The 16,871-nt window shown below is 64.7% G+C and carries 11 protein-coding genes; 3 read left to right on the top strand and 8 right to left on the bottom strand.

Annotated elements, in window-relative coordinates:
* Nucleotides 1-68: 68 nt before the first annotated feature.
* From DL240_RS05245 to DL240_RS05220, 6 genes are all read right to left on the bottom strand, one after another.
* Complete coding sequence (locus DL240_RS05245; RefSeq protein WP_111728823.1) at nucleotides 69-5,255, bottom strand: tetratricopeptide repeat protein; 5,187 nt, start codon at nucleotides 5,253-5,255, stop codon at nucleotides 69-71.
* A gap of 75 nt (nucleotides 5,256-5,330) precedes the next feature.
* Nucleotides 5,331-6,311, bottom strand: a complete 981-nt coding sequence (locus DL240_RS05240) for a peptidase MA family metallohydrolase (RefSeq protein ID WP_146618114.1) — start codon at nucleotides 6,309-6,311, stop codon at nucleotides 5,331-5,333.
* A 129-nt stretch (nucleotides 6,312-6,440) separates the two neighbouring features.
* The gene (locus DL240_RS05235; protein ID WP_111728821.1) at nucleotides 6,441-7,076 is read right to left on the bottom strand and encodes a DivIVA domain-containing protein; all 636 of its coding nucleotides are present in this window, start codon (nucleotides 7,074-7,076) and stop codon (nucleotides 6,441-6,443) included.
* A 79-nt stretch (nucleotides 7,077-7,155) separates the two neighbouring features.
* A complete protein-coding gene (gene proC / locus DL240_RS05230; RefSeq protein WP_111728820.1) occupies nucleotides 7,156-8,109 on the bottom strand; it encodes a pyrroline-5-carboxylate reductase in 954 nt (317 codons plus the stop codon).
* On the bottom strand, nucleotides 8,102-8,830 hold the full coding sequence (locus DL240_RS05225) for a YggS family pyridoxal phosphate-dependent enzyme (RefSeq protein WP_199589749.1): 729 nt from the start codon (nucleotides 8,828-8,830) through the stop codon (nucleotides 8,102-8,104). Before DL240_RS05225 ends, proC begins: the two co-directional genes overlap by 8 nt.
* A complete protein-coding gene (locus tag DL240_RS05220) occupies nucleotides 8,827-9,465 on the bottom strand; it encodes a Maf family protein (protein WP_199589748.1) in 639 nt (212 codons plus the stop codon). The genes DL240_RS05225 and DL240_RS05220 overlap by 4 nt, the downstream gene beginning before the upstream one ends.
* Nucleotides 9,466-9,579: 114 nt before the next feature.
* On the opposite strand from DL240_RS05220, the gene DL240_RS05215 reads away from it, so the two are divergent.
* From DL240_RS05215 to rarD, 3 genes are all read left to right on the top strand, one after another.
* On the top strand, nucleotides 9,580-12,453 hold the full coding sequence (locus DL240_RS05215) for a HEAT repeat domain-containing protein (protein ID WP_111728818.1): 2,874 nt from the start codon (nucleotides 9,580-9,582) through the stop codon (nucleotides 12,451-12,453).
* 99 nt (nucleotides 12,454-12,552) lie between these two features.
* Nucleotides 12,553-13,716 carry a molybdopterin-synthase adenylyltransferase MoeB gene (moeB, locus tag DL240_RS05210; RefSeq protein WP_430673505.1) on the top strand — a complete coding sequence of 388 codons (1,164 nt, stop codon included), beginning with the start codon at nucleotides 12,553-12,555 and terminating at the stop codon, nucleotides 13,714-13,716.
* A 197-nt stretch (nucleotides 13,717-13,913) separates the two neighbouring features.
* Nucleotides 13,914-14,831: an EamA family transporter RarD gene (rarD, locus tag DL240_RS05200; protein ID WP_199589746.1), complete on the top strand. Its 918-nt coding sequence runs from the start codon at nucleotides 13,914-13,916 to the stop codon at nucleotides 14,829-14,831.
* A 600-nt stretch (nucleotides 14,832-15,431) separates the two neighbouring features.
* Here the strand turns inward: rarD and DL240_RS05195 are convergent.
* Nucleotides 15,432-16,190 carry an SDR family oxidoreductase gene (locus tag DL240_RS05195; protein WP_111728815.1) on the bottom strand — a complete coding sequence of 253 codons (759 nt, stop codon included), beginning with the start codon at nucleotides 16,188-16,190 and terminating at the stop codon, nucleotides 15,432-15,434.
* Nucleotides 16,191-16,192: 2 nt separating this feature from the next.
* Nucleotides 16,193-16,807, bottom strand: a complete 615-nt coding sequence (locus DL240_RS05190) for a hypothetical protein (protein ID WP_111728814.1) — start codon at nucleotides 16,805-16,807, stop codon at nucleotides 16,193-16,195.
* Nucleotides 16,808-16,871 lie beyond the last annotated feature (64 nt).

Here is a 16,871-nt window from a genome sequence, read left to right as displayed (position 1 = left end):
CAACACAAGAAAAAAAGAGACGCGCTCCTCAAGGGAGCGCGTCTCAATGGCACGAGAGCGCTAAACCCTCACACCTCGAGCGAACTGGGGCGGCCGGCCAATCCCAGACGATACCGCAGCTCGAGGAAAGCATCATCGTGAGCAAAGGCCAGCATTGCACGCACGCCTTCGTGGTTACGAATTCGCTTCTGTGTGGCCACCTCTTCCAGGGAAAGCCCCCAGCCTTCGAGCCGAAGCATCGCTTCGACCGCCGCCGCAGCATCCCCGCAGAGCAAGAGGCCAAAACGCGCGGCAAAGGTATCGACATCGCGTCCCCAGGCCTCGCAATGCGCCTGAGCCAACCGGGCAGTGAGCCCTTCGTGAGCCTCCAGCGCCTGGGCCAGACGCCGTCTCGCCGGGGTATTTAGCGCCCCCCCGACCTGCTCGCCGAACTCCTGACTCTGCACGTCGACGCGCTCGCTGAACCCACGACCGATCTGGCGCAGCGCCACGCCTTCCATCAAGTGCCAGACCTGACGCCCATCCAGGCTCATCAGTGGTGCCAGCGAGCTGACCACAAGCGCGGCACAATAGCCGGCCACAAAACGCAGACCGGCCTCACTCAAGCCCTCGATCATGGCTTCGTTGAGCCACACCGTGGGCGTGCTCTCCGCAAACACCACCGGGTGGTCCGGACCGCTGTCTCCCACAATCACGCGGAACTTCAGGACACCAATCGCCGCGAAGCCGTCGGCCAACGCGTCGTAGACCGGGTGGTCTCCACTGCGAAGACGTTGACCGTCGAGCGCCTTCTTCTGCGGGAGCACCTCCGAGAAGATGCGCTCCACCAGCGGCATCGACGCCTGCAAGGCCTGGAAAACCCCACCGCGCAGCCCGTCGTCGATCAGGTAACGCTCCACCAGCTCACCGTCGACTGCTCGGGAAGGAGTGGTCTTGGTGCGTAGCTCGCTGAGTTCCACGCTGGCACCGAGCGCACGCAGGGTCTGACGCGTCAGACGCAAGCGATCGTGAGCCTGCACGCGGTCGAAGAGCGTCTCCAACCCACGGTAATTCGTCGGCTCAAAGGGCTCCTCCGCGATCAACTCGCGGAAGGCAGCCATCGCCCGAGCCTCGCGTCCGGCCATACGGGCCAGACAGAAGGCGCGGCGACGGCGGAAGTAAAGGCAACGCTCCTCATCATGTTGGCAGAGCTCAATGAGGCGCTCGAAGTAACGAGAGGCCTCTTCCACATGGCCCAACTCTTCGTCGGCGGCCTCGGCCGCCCGCGCGAGCAGATCGACCTTCGCCCCGGAACTCGTGGCGTTGGAGAGTTGCGCGAGCTGCTCAACACAATCGACAACCTCACCGGCCTCGGCCGCCAGGTCGATCAACAGGTCGAGATCGGCCCGTGAGTCGGGGAAGGCACGCACAATCTGCCACTGCAGCGTGTAAGCCCCGCTGACATCGCCGAGCAGCCTGTGGCGCACATCCACCAGCGCACGCCAGTCATCGAGTTCCTCTCCGATGACCTGGAACTTGAGCACGTTCTCGAAGAGCTCCGCAGCTCGGCGACCACTACCGGCGCGCATATGCGCACGAGCCAGCAGTCGCTCAGCCCGGTGCAACACCTCCAGGCCGTCGTAATCATGGACCAGGTCTTCAAGGCAATCGATGGCCTGCTCCAGATGCGCCTCCTCTCCTGTTCCAAGCAGCAGGCGACCGAGCCAGATGGCCGACTGAATGCGCTCCTCCACCGACGTCTCCAGACGCAGCGTCAGGCGATCGAAATGGCGCCGCTGGAAGCCAATGGCGTCCTCAACGCGATCAAAGCGCGTGGCCAGCTCGACCATCTGGCGCAGATACGCCGGATCTTCGGAGATTTGCCAGCAGGTGGTCAGGGCACGCAGCGCACTCTCGTAGTCGTCCAGGTGTTCAGCGCATACGTCGGCCAGCTCTTCAAAGAGGGCCAGGCGATGCTCGCGATTCAGCCCCTCGCGACCGACGTGGGCCTGCAAGCACTCACGCAAGAGCGTGTAGCGCCGGGTCTCCCGGAGCGCCGTGTAGAGCGCCTCAATATGCGCGACATCGGTCGGAAGCACCGCCGGCGCTTCGGCGGCGGCCTCCAACTCGCGCTCGACCTGGTCGTCATCGCCACCTTCTGCGTCTCCAGCGCTTTCCATCAACTCAACAAAGGTCGCCTCACAGGCCTCACGATAGAAGCGATCGGCGTCGGCCAGTCCGTGCCGAGTAATATAACGGGCCATTTCCAGGCGGCGAGCGGCGCGTACCAGCGCGCTTTCCGCCGCCGAGGCTTCGAGAGAGGTCCAGGTCAGGTAGTGTGCATGCTCCTGCATACGACGAGCCTGCAACGCGCGAAGGCGCTGACGCTCAACATCGAGGTCGCCATCCGGCGCGTCACCGAAGAGTTCATGCCCGTGAAGCACAGCCACAAGGTCCGCGCTCAGCCCCCGCACGTCCGTTGAGGACGCGGCACTTGCCAGTTCGATCTCCTGACTCAAGAAGGCCTTCGCCGCCGAGGGTAGAAGTTCAAACTCCGCGGCCAGCGCGTCACGCTCGCCGGCACTCAGCTCAGCACGCCCCATCGCCAGCAGCGCCTGAAGCGGGTGGTGAGGTAGACGCACACGGGCCTGCGCAAGTTGGGCCCGCTCCGCGGCACACGCCATCGCGACGCGCAGCACGATCTGATTCTCCAGGCTATCGGCCGCGCCATGGGCGCGGTATGCGCGACTTGCATCGGGCGAGGCTTCAGCCCGCTCGCGAAGCCGGGCGATGATCATGAAGTAGCGGTCACGCAGCGTGGGTTCGGTGGCGTGCATCAACAAATCTTCGAGCTGATCGGCGATCTCCGCCGGCGCATGTCCCGCCCGCTTCCAGGTACGCGCCACGCCCCCCAGCCAGTGGGCGTTCGTCGGCTCGTAGCTCAGCGCTTCCAGGTAGCGCGCGCACGCTTTAGAGGCGTCGCGCAGGCGCCACTCCGCCAACATCGCCACATCTCCGCAGATCGCAGCCAACTCCGCTGCCCCACTGACCATCCCGAGGCGATGCACAAGCAGGGCCTCCAGGTGCTGCCAATCCCCCATCTGACGGTAGAGCCGGCACAGGGTGCTAAAGACGTGACCATCGGCCGGGTTCATCGCCAGGAGCTCTTCGTAGATCGCGACGGCTTCGTCGCGACGCTCCAGACGGGTCTCCAGCAACTCGGCCAACGCTCCGAGCTGGCGTGTCGCGGCGCGGGGCTCCTCGATCGTGCGGAGCTCTCGCCCCGTCATCTGCACGATCTCATCCCAACGCCCGCCACGCATGTAGATGCGGCCCAACGCCTCCAGCGCGGGTAAGAAGTCCGGCACGACCTCCAGGGCCCGACGATAGTAACGCTCGGCGCGCACCAGGTCCCCGAGTTGTTGCTCCAGGATTTCGGCGTTGCGCAACAACGTCGCTGCAACTTCCTCACGGTCCTCGATCAGCGCGATCTCACTCTCATTCAGCGCGATCAGCTCCTCCCAGCGATGGGTCCGCGCGTACAGACGCCCTAACGCCGCGTAGCAGCGCGGGTTCGCCTCATCGAGGTTGAGGATTTCCAGCCACGCGCCGATCGCGACCTCGTAATTCTTCAGCTGCTGCTCGGCAACCTCGGCCACCTTATCGAGCAGATAGAGCTTCTGGCGGCGGCTCGGAGCCACCTCGACAAGCCCCAGAAAGAGATCGGCGAGCTGAGTCCAACGTTCCAGACGACTGAGAATACGGGCCGAGCTTTTGAGCGCGGGTAAGTAGTTGGGCCGCACCTCCAGCACAAGCAAGTAGTGTTCAAGCGCCCGTTCATCGCGCTCAAGGCGATGTTCGTACACTTCGGCCAGCTGGAAGTGTCGGCGCCAACCTCCGGCGCCCTCTCCGGCCGTCGCGATCTCACGTTCGTAGAGGTCGGCAAGCCCTCGCCAGTTCTCTCGCCGGGTGTACAGGCGCCCCAGCGCGCGCAGCGCCGGCACGTGGCGCGGGTCGTACGTGAGCGCCTCCCGGTAGACTTCGGCCGCGGCCTCCGCCAATCCGGCCTCTACCTCGTAAAGACGCCCCAGGCGAGTCAGCGTGCTCACCCGTTCGCTCACCGAGAGCGGGCCTTCCAGGCGACGGTTGAGCACGTCAATCAACTCCGCCCCGCCGCCCCCGCTGGCCTCGGGTTCGCTCTCGAGCAGGTGCTCGCGCAGGCGAAGCAGTGTCCAGTCGTCGTCCTGCTCGGTGCCCTGTCGAAGAATATCACGCGCGGCGGCGGGATGATCCGAGGCCGTCAGATGCAGCATCGCCAGCGGCACCGCATGACTCCCCTGCCGCAGCTCCTGACGCGCCGAACGGCGAAGCACGCCAAAGGCCCTCCCCTCTTCGCCGGACTCAAAGCACAGACTGACGAGAAGATCATCGAGATCCCCCGGCAGCCTCCCCTGATTCGCCAGGTCGTTAAGCAGGTCACGGGCCTCATCGTGGCGCCCAAAGATATGCAACCATACGGCGCGGCGAGCCTCCAGCGCCTGGCGGATGTCCACCGAGAGTTCGGGGAGCAACGCGGCCCGGGCCAGTGCGGCCAGCGCCTGGTCGACATCCCCCATCTCCAGCAACGCATCGCAGCGAAGGTGGGTTGCCCACAGCGCGGCAAAGGCGTCCAGGCTGGCGCGCTCACCGGGCGCTTCCAACTCGTCATCACAGTGCGCCAGCAGCACCTCGGCAGGCGCTCCCATCGTCCACAGAGCCGACGCCTTCTCCAGCGCCAGGTAGGTCGGTGCCCATGACGGGGCCTGACTGAGTTCTACAGCCTGCTCCAGCGCCTGAAGCACTGCCTCATCATCGCCGAGCGCGCGGCGCAGGCGACGCACCAGATGCGCCGTCTCCCAGTCCATCACCTGCTCAATCCCGGCGCAGCGCAAAGACTCCAGCGCGCGCTCAAAATCTCCCAGGGCCTCGCATGCCCGGGCGACGGCAACATGACGACGGGCGACTTCAGCATCGTCATCGGCCACATGCGCGCGGTCTCCCAGGGACGCGGCGACAAAGGCCTCCAGCACGTCACGACGCAACGCCACGGTCTCCCGAGGGCGAAACGCTGCGCGGCGAGCCTCTTCGGCCGCCTGCTGACTCAGCTGTAGCGTGGGGGTCTGCTGGACAGGGCGCTCCTCCTCGCCGGACTTCGGCGCCACAAAGCGCGCGGTCCGCCGCTGCGCTCGTGCGCTATCGTTGGCGCGGGAGAACACGTCGGAGATACTCTGAGCCATCCTTAGCTCCTACAAGGTCCGTTCAAATCGACGTCTGCACTCGGTGGTTGCCTTCCCTGGCAACCGCGCGTGGCGTCATCGCTCCTGACCTGGCAGCGGATAGAGCGCGGGGTCGTAATCCCACGCCCCGGGGTCGTCGTCCTCGGCCAACATCCGGGCCTGACGGCGCCTGCGCACCACGCGCACCCCAAACGCTACAAGGAAAAACAGGGTGGCGCCAAAAAATAGCCCGTTGGCGTCGCCAAGGATCGCCCAGAACGAAACCCCCTCCTCCAACTCATCACGCCATTGGCGCTCCAGCGCTGCCAACGAATGACCGCTGGCCTGCTCCAACGCCTGATGAAACGGTACTCCCTCACGCACCCGGGCCATCATCTCGGCGAAAAGGTCGTCACCGAAACGCTGCTCAAGGTAGCGTACAAAGTGAAAGCTCTGGGCGTACGCCAGAGACACCGACTGATGATGCGGGGGGAAGTAGCGATCGAGCGATGCCAGCGGCATCACACTGCCCGTCGACGCGGCGCGAGTCAGCGTATCGCTTCGCTCGGGAGTCCACTCCTCGGCGTGCAACACAGCAAAGCCCTCGTTGAACCAGCGGGGCACGTGCTGGCCCTGACGCGCCCGGTCAACCGCAACGTGTGCAAGCTCGTGGACAAAGGTCTTTTTGATGTCGATCGGCTCCCCGGCCGACCCTACCCCGTGCCGAACAAGCACTGTGGATCGATCGCTGAGCGAGAGCCCGACCGCCCAGCTCGAAGGGCGATACTCGGCCCCCTGCCACTCAAAATACGTGTTCATATCGTGCAGCAGGTACACGTCGATGTTGGCCATCGTCTCCAGGCCAAGCCGGCGCTCCAGAGCCGCAACCAACAGGTCGGCGTCGCCATCGAGATGGGCGATCGCCGGCTCAAAACGTTCCGGATAGTGGTAGGTCAGCGCTGCCTGCTCTCCAGGGCGACTGACCATCCCGGGCATTCCCAGGGCCGAGGCCGGCGCTGCGCTCAGGAGGAAGACAACGAGAAGGAGCCCGACACAGACTGAGCGCAGAAATGACACAACGACCTCGTGGACATCGGAAATTGGACACGCGCCACACCACTCACTTCAGCGCGTCGCCCAGAGTGGTAGGCACATCTCTCCAACCACCAAACGATTCGAGGCCTCCTCCCTCTTTCCACCCTCGCGTCAATGATTGGTGGCCGAGCCTGCCATCATCCCCGGCGACGTCAGCCGGCGCGGACGATCTTCAACAACCGCGTCATCCTCCACTTCCTCCGCCAAAGAGCGCTCCTCTGACGCCGTATCGGACCGCGGTGCCACCGGGCTTGGGGCGTGTCCGGGGATGGGGGGCAACATCTCCATCCCCTGCGCCCGCTCTTCGAAGTGCGCAATCATCGACGCGTAGCTCTCCACCATATGTTTGAGCTCGCTCTGGAAGCGCACGCGCTGTTGGTGCAGGTCGAGCATCTCCGAGCGCAGCTGCCCCACCTTTTGTTCGGCGCGCGTGAGCATGCGCTCAGCTTTGAGTTCGGTGTCCGCCAGCACCAGCTCCGCATCACGGTCGGCCTGATGGCGGATCTCCTCGGCAACCTGCCGGGCCATTTCCAGTGCTTCGACGAGACTACGCTCCCGGCGGCGATAGTCGCGCAGCTCCCGGGTCTGTTCATCGACCTCATCCTGCATCCGACGCACAGCCTCCTGGACCTGACGCCACTCCCGGGCCAGCCCCTGCAAGAACTCGTGCACCTGGTCTGGATCGTAGCCCCGGAACTTCGTCTGAAAGCTCTGGTTGGCGATATCATCGGCGCTGAACTTGAACATCTTCTACCTCGTCCGTGGCGAAAGGGGGGGCGCAGCCTTGCGCCCGCGTCGTGCTACGTCGTGCTCAACCGCTGGCAGGCTAAGCAATCGGGCCTTCATCTTCGATTCGGCGCTCCGAGACCTCGGCGCTCAGCTCGGCGCTGCGGCGAGCGGCAGCCTCGACCGCGCGAATCAACGCGTGGCGAAAGCCGTGCTCTTCGAGAGCCACCAGCGCCGCGATGGTGGTACCTCCGGGGCTGGCGACCTGGTCCTTAAGCTCGGCCGTGTGCACATAACTTCGCTCCTGAGCCAGGCGTGCCGCCCCCTCCATCACCCCGCTGGCGAGTTCGATCGCAGTTTTGCGATCGAGCCCCATGAACACCCCTCCATCGGCCAGCGCCTCCACCGCGGTGAAGATGTAGGCCGGCCCGCTCCCGCTGATGGCGGTAAGCGCGTGGAAGTGCTCCTCATCTCGCAGGCGCACCACTTTCCCCACGGCTTCAAAGAGCGCATCGACCGCCCCCATATCGACGGTGCCGTCACCCATCACACCGGTCACTCCCGCACCGACCAACGCCGGCGTATTGGGCATCGCCCGGACCATCCCGGGCAGGGGACCTGCGGCGCGGCGCATCGCCGCGATCTTAATCCCCGCCGCAACCGAGATCACCGTATCCTCATCGGTAAACTCTTCCTGGCGCGCCTCAAGCACCGCCCGCACATCACCCGGCTTCACCGCGATCACGTACAGGCGAGGACGGCGAATGGGCTGTTGATCCTCATCGAGCTCAATCTCGGGGATAGCTTCGCGGGCGTTAAGATCGTCGGCGAGGTTTTGCGCCGCCTTCTCATGCGCGTCGAGGCACACCAGCCGGCGAGGATCGAGCATCCCGCTGTCAACCCAGCCTTCGGCCAGCGCGCGCCCCATCTTGCCGCAGCCCATCAAGACCACCAGGTAGTCCGCCAGGCGCCGGTCAAAACTGCGCTCAGCGACCGCGCTCTCCGTCGACGTCTCGCCCTCAGTCGCCGGGCTCTCAACCTTTTCATCACGCATCGTAAATCCTTTCACCAAAAAGCGCGCTGCCCACCCGGATCAGGGTTGCCCCTTCCTCAATCGCGACTTCAAAATCGCCCGACATCCCCATCGAAAGTTCGGTCAATGACGCTTCTTCATCGGGGAAGGAGTCCGCCACGAAGGCTCGCAGCACATCAAAACACTCGCGAAGTCTCCGGAAGTAGGGCCGCGCCTCTTCGGGGTCGTCGGCGTAAGGCGCCATCCCCATCAGCCCACGCACCCGTAATCCGCTTCGAGCCACTGCGCTCTCGTAGAGCGACGCCACATCCCCGGGTTCCACCCCGCCCTTACTCTCTTCCCCACTGATATTGACCTGGAGCAGCACCTCCACAAGCTCTTCGGAGCGACGGGCCAGCGCCTTGATCAGACTTTTTCGGTCCACTGAATGTATCAACGCCACGCGTCCGGTCACGAAGCGGGCTTTGTTGGATTGCAATCCACCAATGAAGTGCCAGCGAATCGCATCGCTCAGCGCCTCGGCCTTGCCCTCCCACTCCTGAACATACGACTCCCCGAAGTCGCGCACCCCGAGAGTTTGCAACGCCTGGATCGCTTCCAGCGAGTGCGTCTTGCTCACCGCGATCAGCGTCACGTCAGCGCGCTCGCGACCGGCGCGTTCACACGCCGCCTCGATGCGACGCTCCACATCTGCCAGCCGCGCCTTCATCGCCTCGAGCTCCTTCGACTCCGCGCCACTCATAGCGGGAACCCCTTTAAGCCGCCCAGCGCCTCCAGGGTCTCCACGACCTCGCAGACCGGTAGCCCCACGACACAGAAGTACGAGCCCTCGATGCGTCGTACCAACGCTCCCCCCAGGTCCTGAATCCCGTAGCTCCCCGCCTTATCCATCGGCTCACCGCTGGCCACATAGCGAACGATATGCTCTTCACTGAGCTCGCGCATCCAGACATCCGCGCGCACTGCCCGGGCCTCCTGCACCCGCGCGCTTGCCGGCTGTCCCGGCGCGCGCCAGGTCCAGCAATACGCCGTCACCACCTCGTGACGCTTCCCGGCCATCCGCCGGAGCATAGCTTCAGCGTCGGCGGCGTCCACTGGTTTCTCCAGCACGTCGCCCTCAAACACGACGATCGTGTCGGCCGAGAGCACCCACCCGGGAAGATCGCGCCGATCAGCTAACGCCTCCGCCACGGCTGCTCCCTTTTCGCGAGCCAGGCGCAGAGTATATGCTTCGGGCGACTCATCGGCACCGCGGACCTCCTCGATGTCGCTTTTGTACACCAGCGGTTCAAAGCCCAGTCGCTCCATCAACTCCAGACGACGGGGTGAGCCACTGGCGAGTACAACCTGCGGCGATGTGGCGGTGATCATGTCCATGACTCGTCCTACCTTTGATTTCGTCGTTCATCCGCCTCGACGGTACGAGCGCCCTGCCGGGGTGTCAAAAAATCCCCGGGCGCCCGCGCTAACCCCCTTTGTTACGAGCGGCACATGCCTTACCGGCCTCCTGGTCCCCGCACGCCGGGCCTTCCTCATGCCCTGTGGCTCAGCGTCCTGATAACTTCCACCACCCTGGCGCCCGTTGACGCCGGAGCCCAGGCCCCTCCTCCTGAACGCAATCTACGCTTCACCGAGGAACTTAAACTCCAGCGCGGCAGCCTTCCGCTTTCGCTCAGCGTCTACCAACGCGCCTACGCCGAGGAACGCATCTGGAACGTGGAGTTGGCCAGCGGCGCAGGACGCACCTCGGCGATCTGCCGCACGACCTTGCCCGAGGATGTCGGCCAGAGCTTCTACCGCTTCGATGTTCAAACCCGAGAACTCGACGGCCAGGGACACGCGCTCCTGCTCCAGGCCCTCGCCGATGAGGGCCGAGGACCGCTGGATCCTCCGGTCTTTCAAATCGCCATGTGGATGAAGCCCTCCGGCTCCCCTTCCGGCTGGAGTTGTGGGGTAATCGGCCGCGGTGAATTCACGCGCCTCGACGGTGGCTCATCCATGGCGTTTCGCTCCCTTGAGCTCGATGACGACCAGACGCCGACCCTCGCGCTGGTTCGCAGTGGCACCTCTCGCGGTGCACGCTTTTGCGGGCTGCAACGCGAGGAAGATCGAGGCTTTGAAGTCTTCGACCCCTCTCAGGGCCGCTTTGTCGCCGGCGACCGCATCGATCTCCGTACCGATGACGCAATCCCCTTGGACGCTACGCTCCCTCCACGCCCTCTCCACGCCCCGATGACCACCAACGTGTTTAGCTGGACGCTCGCCACCAGCGACGTACGCGGCGCTCCGGTAGGCGGGCTGCCCGCGCGGCCGATCTCACTGGGCGACGGCGACCTGATGACCGCCTGGATCGAAGGCAGCGGCGACGGTGGCGCCGGAGAATACGTCAGCGCCAACGTCACCACCGCGGTGCCCGTCCGTGCGCTGCGACTCTTCCCCGGCCACGGGCGCTCGCCAGACCATTTCGAAGGCTACGCTCGCCCCACCGAACTGCTGATCGGACTCAGCGACGGCCTGCGCTTCAACGTTAACATCCCCTCGCTCTCTCAGAAGACCCTCTTCGAGGCCGGCGGGCTCCTGATCTCCTTTCCCGAACCCGTCTACACCAACTGCCTCTCGGCGATGATCCTCGCCTCGGAACCCGGCACCATGGCCCGCGGCCCCGAAGCCGAACGTCGGCGCCTGGGCCGCTCGGTCGCCATCGCCGAACTCACCCCGATCACCAGCATCGACGCCGAGAGCGAAGCCGACACCGCGCGAAACATCGTACGCGAAGTCACGCTTGAGCCCCGCACCCCACGCCGCGATCAACTCTCACGCATGACCGGACGACTCCCCGACGCCACCATCGCCGCCGTGGCCGAAGTGCTCGCCACCGACGATGCGCAGGCCCGGGATCGCGTCGTTCCCATGCTCGCCACGCTGCCCTCGGCAAGCGCCGTCCCCCTGCTCGTCAACCATCTTGGCGAACTCCGCCCCGAGGCTGCCGACTACCGCGCCACCCAACGCGCCCTGGCGGCACATGGCAACGTGGCGGCCGGCCAGCTCATCAACCTCCTTGAGCGCCTCGACCCCGCCGAACGCCACTACGTCGACGTCGTACGACTCATCGGACGGCTGGGCTCCCGGGAGCAACTCGAGCAACTGATCGCCGGATTCGGTCAGGGCCCCGACCGACTTCGCCGAGAACGAGCACGCGCGGTCGCTGGCGGCGGCCTCCCCATGCTGCCACGCCTCTTCGCCGCGGTGGACGCCAACCTCAATCGCCCCGCCGGCGACGACGCGCTCAACGCACTGGGCCTCATCGCTCGCCGCAACCTGGATCAAGAGCCCGCGCAGAATGTCGACGGCGTCGATGTCCTGCGTCGCGTCGCCGAAGCCAGCCAGGTTCGCCGACATCGCCTGCGCGCTATCGACGCCCTCAGGTTCTTCCTGCACCCTGAAGGGGTTTCCCTTCTTGCCGACAACCTGCTCGCCAGCGATCCCGATCCCCTTATCCGCGCGGCAGCCGCCGAAGCCCTCGTGAACTACCCCGGTGACCGCCCGCGCCACGCGCTCGAACATGCCCTCCAAGACCCCTCGCCCGACGTTCGTATCGCCGCCATCGGTGCACTCGCCGGGCGATACGACGCCGAACAGGCAACCCCCTCGGTGATCGCGTACGTGTCGCGCGAACAATGGCACACCGGACTCCACCGCGCCCTGGGCCTGCTCGCGGCCTCCCATCACCCCGAGGCGCTCCCCTTCCTCGAAACAACCATCCTCGCCACGCCCAACTCCGAACAGGCCCCCATCGCCCTACGGGCCCTGCGCAACCAGGAGCGCCCCCTCTCCCGGTCCGCCATCGACGAGCTCCTCATCCTCCCCGGCTTGCGGCCATCCGTGCTCCGCCAACTCGTCAGCATGCTGGGCCTGATCGATGAACCCGGTGTCGAATATGAACTCATCAGCATCGCTCAGGCCACCCACCTCAGTGTCACGACCACCTCCACCGACGATCCCTCACTCGCCGACGAACTGCGACGCCAGGCCCTCTTCGCCCTGGGCGCGCGCCGCAACGAACCCGCGCGTGACTTCCTGCTGACCTTTGTCGAGGACGATACCGGCCCCGAAGACCTTCGGGTCGTCGCGCTGCGCGCCCTGGCCTTCTTTGCCGATCCCCTGGTCCAGGAACGTCTCCAGGCGATGGCCTCCGGCCTGCCCCTCCCCCTTCGCCCTCAACTCCGCGATACCCTGCGTCAGATCCAGGGAAGACTCGCCATCGACACCGCCTCCGACGACCTCGATCAGCTCCGAGAGTCCATGGAACAACGTCAACAGGAGCGCCACAACGCCCCGCCAACCACCGATCCCGCCGGACGTTGAACAATTCCCACTCGAAAAGTATGAATAAGCGCGCAAGCAGGGCTGTTATGGCCCCGGTTTAATGCTCCGCTCACCGCAACAACTGCCCTTGAGGAGTCCATCGTGGCTACATTTGACGAGCTCATTGAGCGCGTAAAAGCAAACATTGTCGAAACTGATACCCACGCCGTACGCGCGCTGCAGACCTCGGATGATCCCACGGTGATCATCGACGTTCGCGAGCGCGAAGAGTTCGTCGACGGCCATATCGAAGGCGCCGAGTTCATCCCCCGTGGTCAACTCGACCTCAAGATCGAGAGCGCCGTCCCCAACCGCGACACCCCGATCGTGCTCTACTGCGCCGGTGGCACCCGCTCCGCCCTGGCCACCCGCTCGCTCCAGGAACTGGGCTACACCAACGTCAAGTCGATGAGCGGTGGTTTCACCGCCTGGAAACGCTCGGGCTTCCCCGTTCACATCGCCAAGACGATGTCTCCGGAGCAACTCTCCCGCTACAGCCGCCATCTGATCATCCCGGAGATCGGTGAAAAGGGCCAACGCAAGCTCCTCGACTCCCGTGTCCTCCTCCTCGGTGCCGGTGGACTCGGGAGCCCCGCCGCCATGTACCTCGCCGCAGCCGGTGTCGGCACGATTGGACTCATCGACAGCGACGTCGTGGACCGCTCCAACCTCCAGCGCCAGATCCTCCACACCGACGAGAGCGTCGGCACGCCCAAGGTCGAGTCCGCCCGCGCTCGCATCAACGCCCTCAACCCCGATGTCGAGGTCAAAACCTACGACACCTGGCTCAGCAGCGAAAACGTGCTCGAGATCTTTGAGGGCTATGACGTGGTCGTCGACGGGGGCGATAACTTCGCGACCCGTTACCTGGTCAATGACGCCTGCGTGCGCCTGGGCATCCCCAACGTGCACGGCTCCGTCTACCGCTTCGAAGGTCAGGTCACCTCCTTCGTGCCCCATCAGGGCCCCTGCTACCGCTGCCTTTACCCCGAACCCCCGCCCCCCGAACTCGCTCCCAGCTGCCAGGAAGCCGGCGTGCTCGGCGTCCTCCCCGGCGTCATCGGCATCCTGCAGGCCATCGAAGTCATCAAACTCCTGGTCGACGTCGGAGAACCCCTGGCCGGACGCCTGCTCACCTTCGATGGACTCAAGTCGCAGTTCCGTGAACTCAAGCTGCGACGTGACCCCGAATGCTCCATGTGCGGGGAACACGCCGAGTGGAACGGCTTCATCGATTACGAAGTCTTCTGCTCCGTGAGCTAACACCTCGCAGGCACGTTTTTTATCCAGGCCCCGGCGCCACCTCTCCTGAGGTCGCCGGGGCTTTCTTTTTTGGTTGCCTTCTTGCCCCCGGTGCATCTAAGCGTGATTTCGGGCCCCGCCCCCCTCCCCGCCACCGCCCCCGGTGGCCCCCGGCAGCCTCTCCTGCTGCCCCTCCCTCCTCCCCCCCTCCTCGCGCCATGAACAACTCCGATAACACTCTGCGCAGCGGTCTGGGCTTTGCCCTGGGCGCTTATCTAATGTGGGGCTTCTTCCCCATCTACTGGAAGCTCCTGGAACACGTGCCGGCCATGCAGATCCTGGCCCATCGCATGGTGTGGTCACTGGGGTTTGTCGCCCTCATACTCGGCGTGCGAAACCGCTGGGCCTGGGTGCGCGAACTCACCCCGCGCGCGCTCCTGACCTACCTGGCAGCCTCCCTCTTTCTGGCCTTCAACTGGGGGATGTACATCTGGGCGGTCAACGCCGGCTACATCGTCGAAACCGCCCTGGGCTACTTCATCAACCCCCTGTTCAATGTCGTCATCGGCGCCATCTGGCTCGGCGAACGCCCCCGGCGCGTCCAGTGGATGGCCATCGGCCTGGCCGCCCTGGGCGTCGTGTATCTCGCCGTGATTTACGGACAGGTCCCCCTGATCGCACTGAGCCTGGCGAGCTCGTTCGCCATCTACGGCCTGATCAAGAAGAAAGCACACCAGGGCGCCATCGAAGGCGTCGCCCTGGAAAGCGCCCTGCTCTTTCTCCCCGCGCTGGCCTTCCTCGTCTTCTGGGAATGGAAAGGCCAGGGACACCTGCTCACCGGCTCGCTAAGCACCCAACTCCTGCTCATCGGCGGCGGTGCAGCCACCATGATGCCCCTCCTCTTCTTCGCCGCCGCCGTGCGCCGCCTCTCCCTCACCGTCATCGGGGTCATGCAGTACATCGGACCCACCATCCAGTTCCTGATCGGTGTCTTCATCTTCCACGAACCCCTGACCCTCACTCGCCTCGTAGGCTTCCTCTTCATCTGGGCCGGTCTCCTCGTATTCACTGCCGAAGGCCTCTTCCAAACTCGCCGTACCCGCAGGCGACGCATCCTCCCCCCGGGTACGCCCTGACCTCCGACCCAATCCCCCCAGCACCACCCCCTGTACGCGCGTACAACACCCTTTTCCAAACTCACACACGCCCCTGTACGCGCGTACAACACCCTTTTCCAAACTCACACACGCCCCTGTACGCGCGTACAACACCCTTTTCCAAACTCACACACGCCCCTGCACGCACGTACAACGACGTTTTGCACTGCAAACTCCCCCCTGTACGCGCGTACAACGACGTTTTGCACTGCAAACTCCCCCCCTGTACGCGCGTACAACGACGTTTTGCGCTGCAAACTCCCCTCTGCACGCGCGTACGCCCCATATTCTGACGGATGTTCACCCGGGCCATCGCGGTGGCAAGGGGGACTCAGCAACTCCCACCCTTGACCTTCCGCACGTACAGGGGGGCTTTTTCCTGGCGAGCATGACGCGCTGACGCGTGTGCACGACGCTCTGACTCCGTAAAAAAGAGACGTCTACGTACGCGCTGGGGGGGCTTTCGGCGCGCGAAAGGACGCACATCCTCGCGAACCGCGGGGTGTCTTGCCGAAAAACAGGTGATGTATGCGGTGGGAGGGCTCTGTGCAGGCTCAAAGGCCTTGCGAGCCATCGAGTTCAGTCTTGCGGAAGCGCGACTGGCGTTTTCGGCTCGCGCGCGGCGAGTTCGAAGAGGGAGCGAGCACTGAACCTGCCACCGTTGTGTTGGGGGCGGAGTTGTCTGGCGAGCAGAAGGATCGTCTGCGCGACAGCTTGAGCCGAGGGGAGCGTGGTCGGATCTTCATCCGGATAGGCTTCGGCTCGCATATCGGTGGCGGTGCCCCCGGGGTTCAGCGTGACCACAATCGCGTCATTCCCGAGTTCATCGGCCGCGATCTCACTGAGCCCTTCCAGGGCGAACTTCGAGATTGAGTACGCGCCCCATTGTGCGCGACCTTTTCGTCCCACACTGGAGGAGAGGTTGATCACCCGGGCGTCATCCGCGGCTTTCAACACTGGATAGCAGGCGCTGAGCACGTTAAAGGCACCGACCACATTGATCTCGAGCACGTTACGCAGCGCGTCGGCCCCGGTCGCGTCCAGTGCAGCCCGGGGGCCCAAAATCCCGGCATTATTCACCAGAAGGTCGAGCTTTCCGTGAGCCGCCCCGAGGTCACTGGCCAGTGCGCGAACAGCGTCCTCGTCCCGCAGATCAAGGGGATACGGGAGCACGCCGGGGCACGCAGCTGCCAGCGCCTGCAGTGCTTCTTCGGATCGGGCGCAGGCATAGACGGTCATACCGGCCTGAGCCAGCAGTTCTGCGCAGGCGCGCCCGATGCCCCGGCTTGCACCGGTGACGAGTGCGACCTTCCCCCGGAGTTCGGGCAGCGTCCCCATGCTCAGAGCACCGTCTCATCGGGGGAGAGCGTCAGCGGCCACCGGATCGACTGGTAGTCAGCGTTTTCTTTACCGAGTTCACGGCGAAGCATCTGACGGAAGCCACTCAAGGTATCGGCAACTTCACTGAAGGCATCGGAGCGCAGGGTGGCGAAGCGCGTGTAGTTCGCGAACGCGGAGCCTTCTTCCTTCGACTCACCCCGGGCCTTCTCTGCCTGTCGCTGCAGTTTATCGGCGTATTCGCGAGCGAAATCGATCTGTTCGGCACGATCCTCGAGGTACTCGACCATCTCGGCCACGGCGGCGAGCAGGATATTGGGGTCCCAGTACATGACGCGCTCGCTGGCGTAGCCGACGGCGCCGACGCGGGCGAGTTCGTTCTGAGTCTGACGCAGCTCGCTGGCGAGGTGTTTCCAGGCCAGCTTGTCGTCACGGCTTTCCATGCGCCACTGGGTGAACTGCCGATCGGTGGCCTTAAGCGCCTCGTTAAAGTCTCGGCGAGCCTTTCGCAGGCGCGGCCCAAAGATCGCGCAGTGTTCGCGCGTCGAATGTTCCTCGCAGTAGCGGATGCTATCGTCGAGACACTTATTTAACTCAAACACATTGGCAACGGACATCGTCATACCCTCAGTTGTTTGGCGAGCAAAGACCGCCGACTGTATGCCCCGCCAGCTTCGCGCT

Source organism: Lujinxingia litoralis (assembly GCF_003260125.1).
GTDB lineage: Bacteria > Myxococcota_A > Bradymonadia > Bradymonadales > Bradymonadaceae > Lujinxingia > Lujinxingia litoralis.
This window is presented reverse-complemented; position numbering and strand designations above follow the sequence as displayed.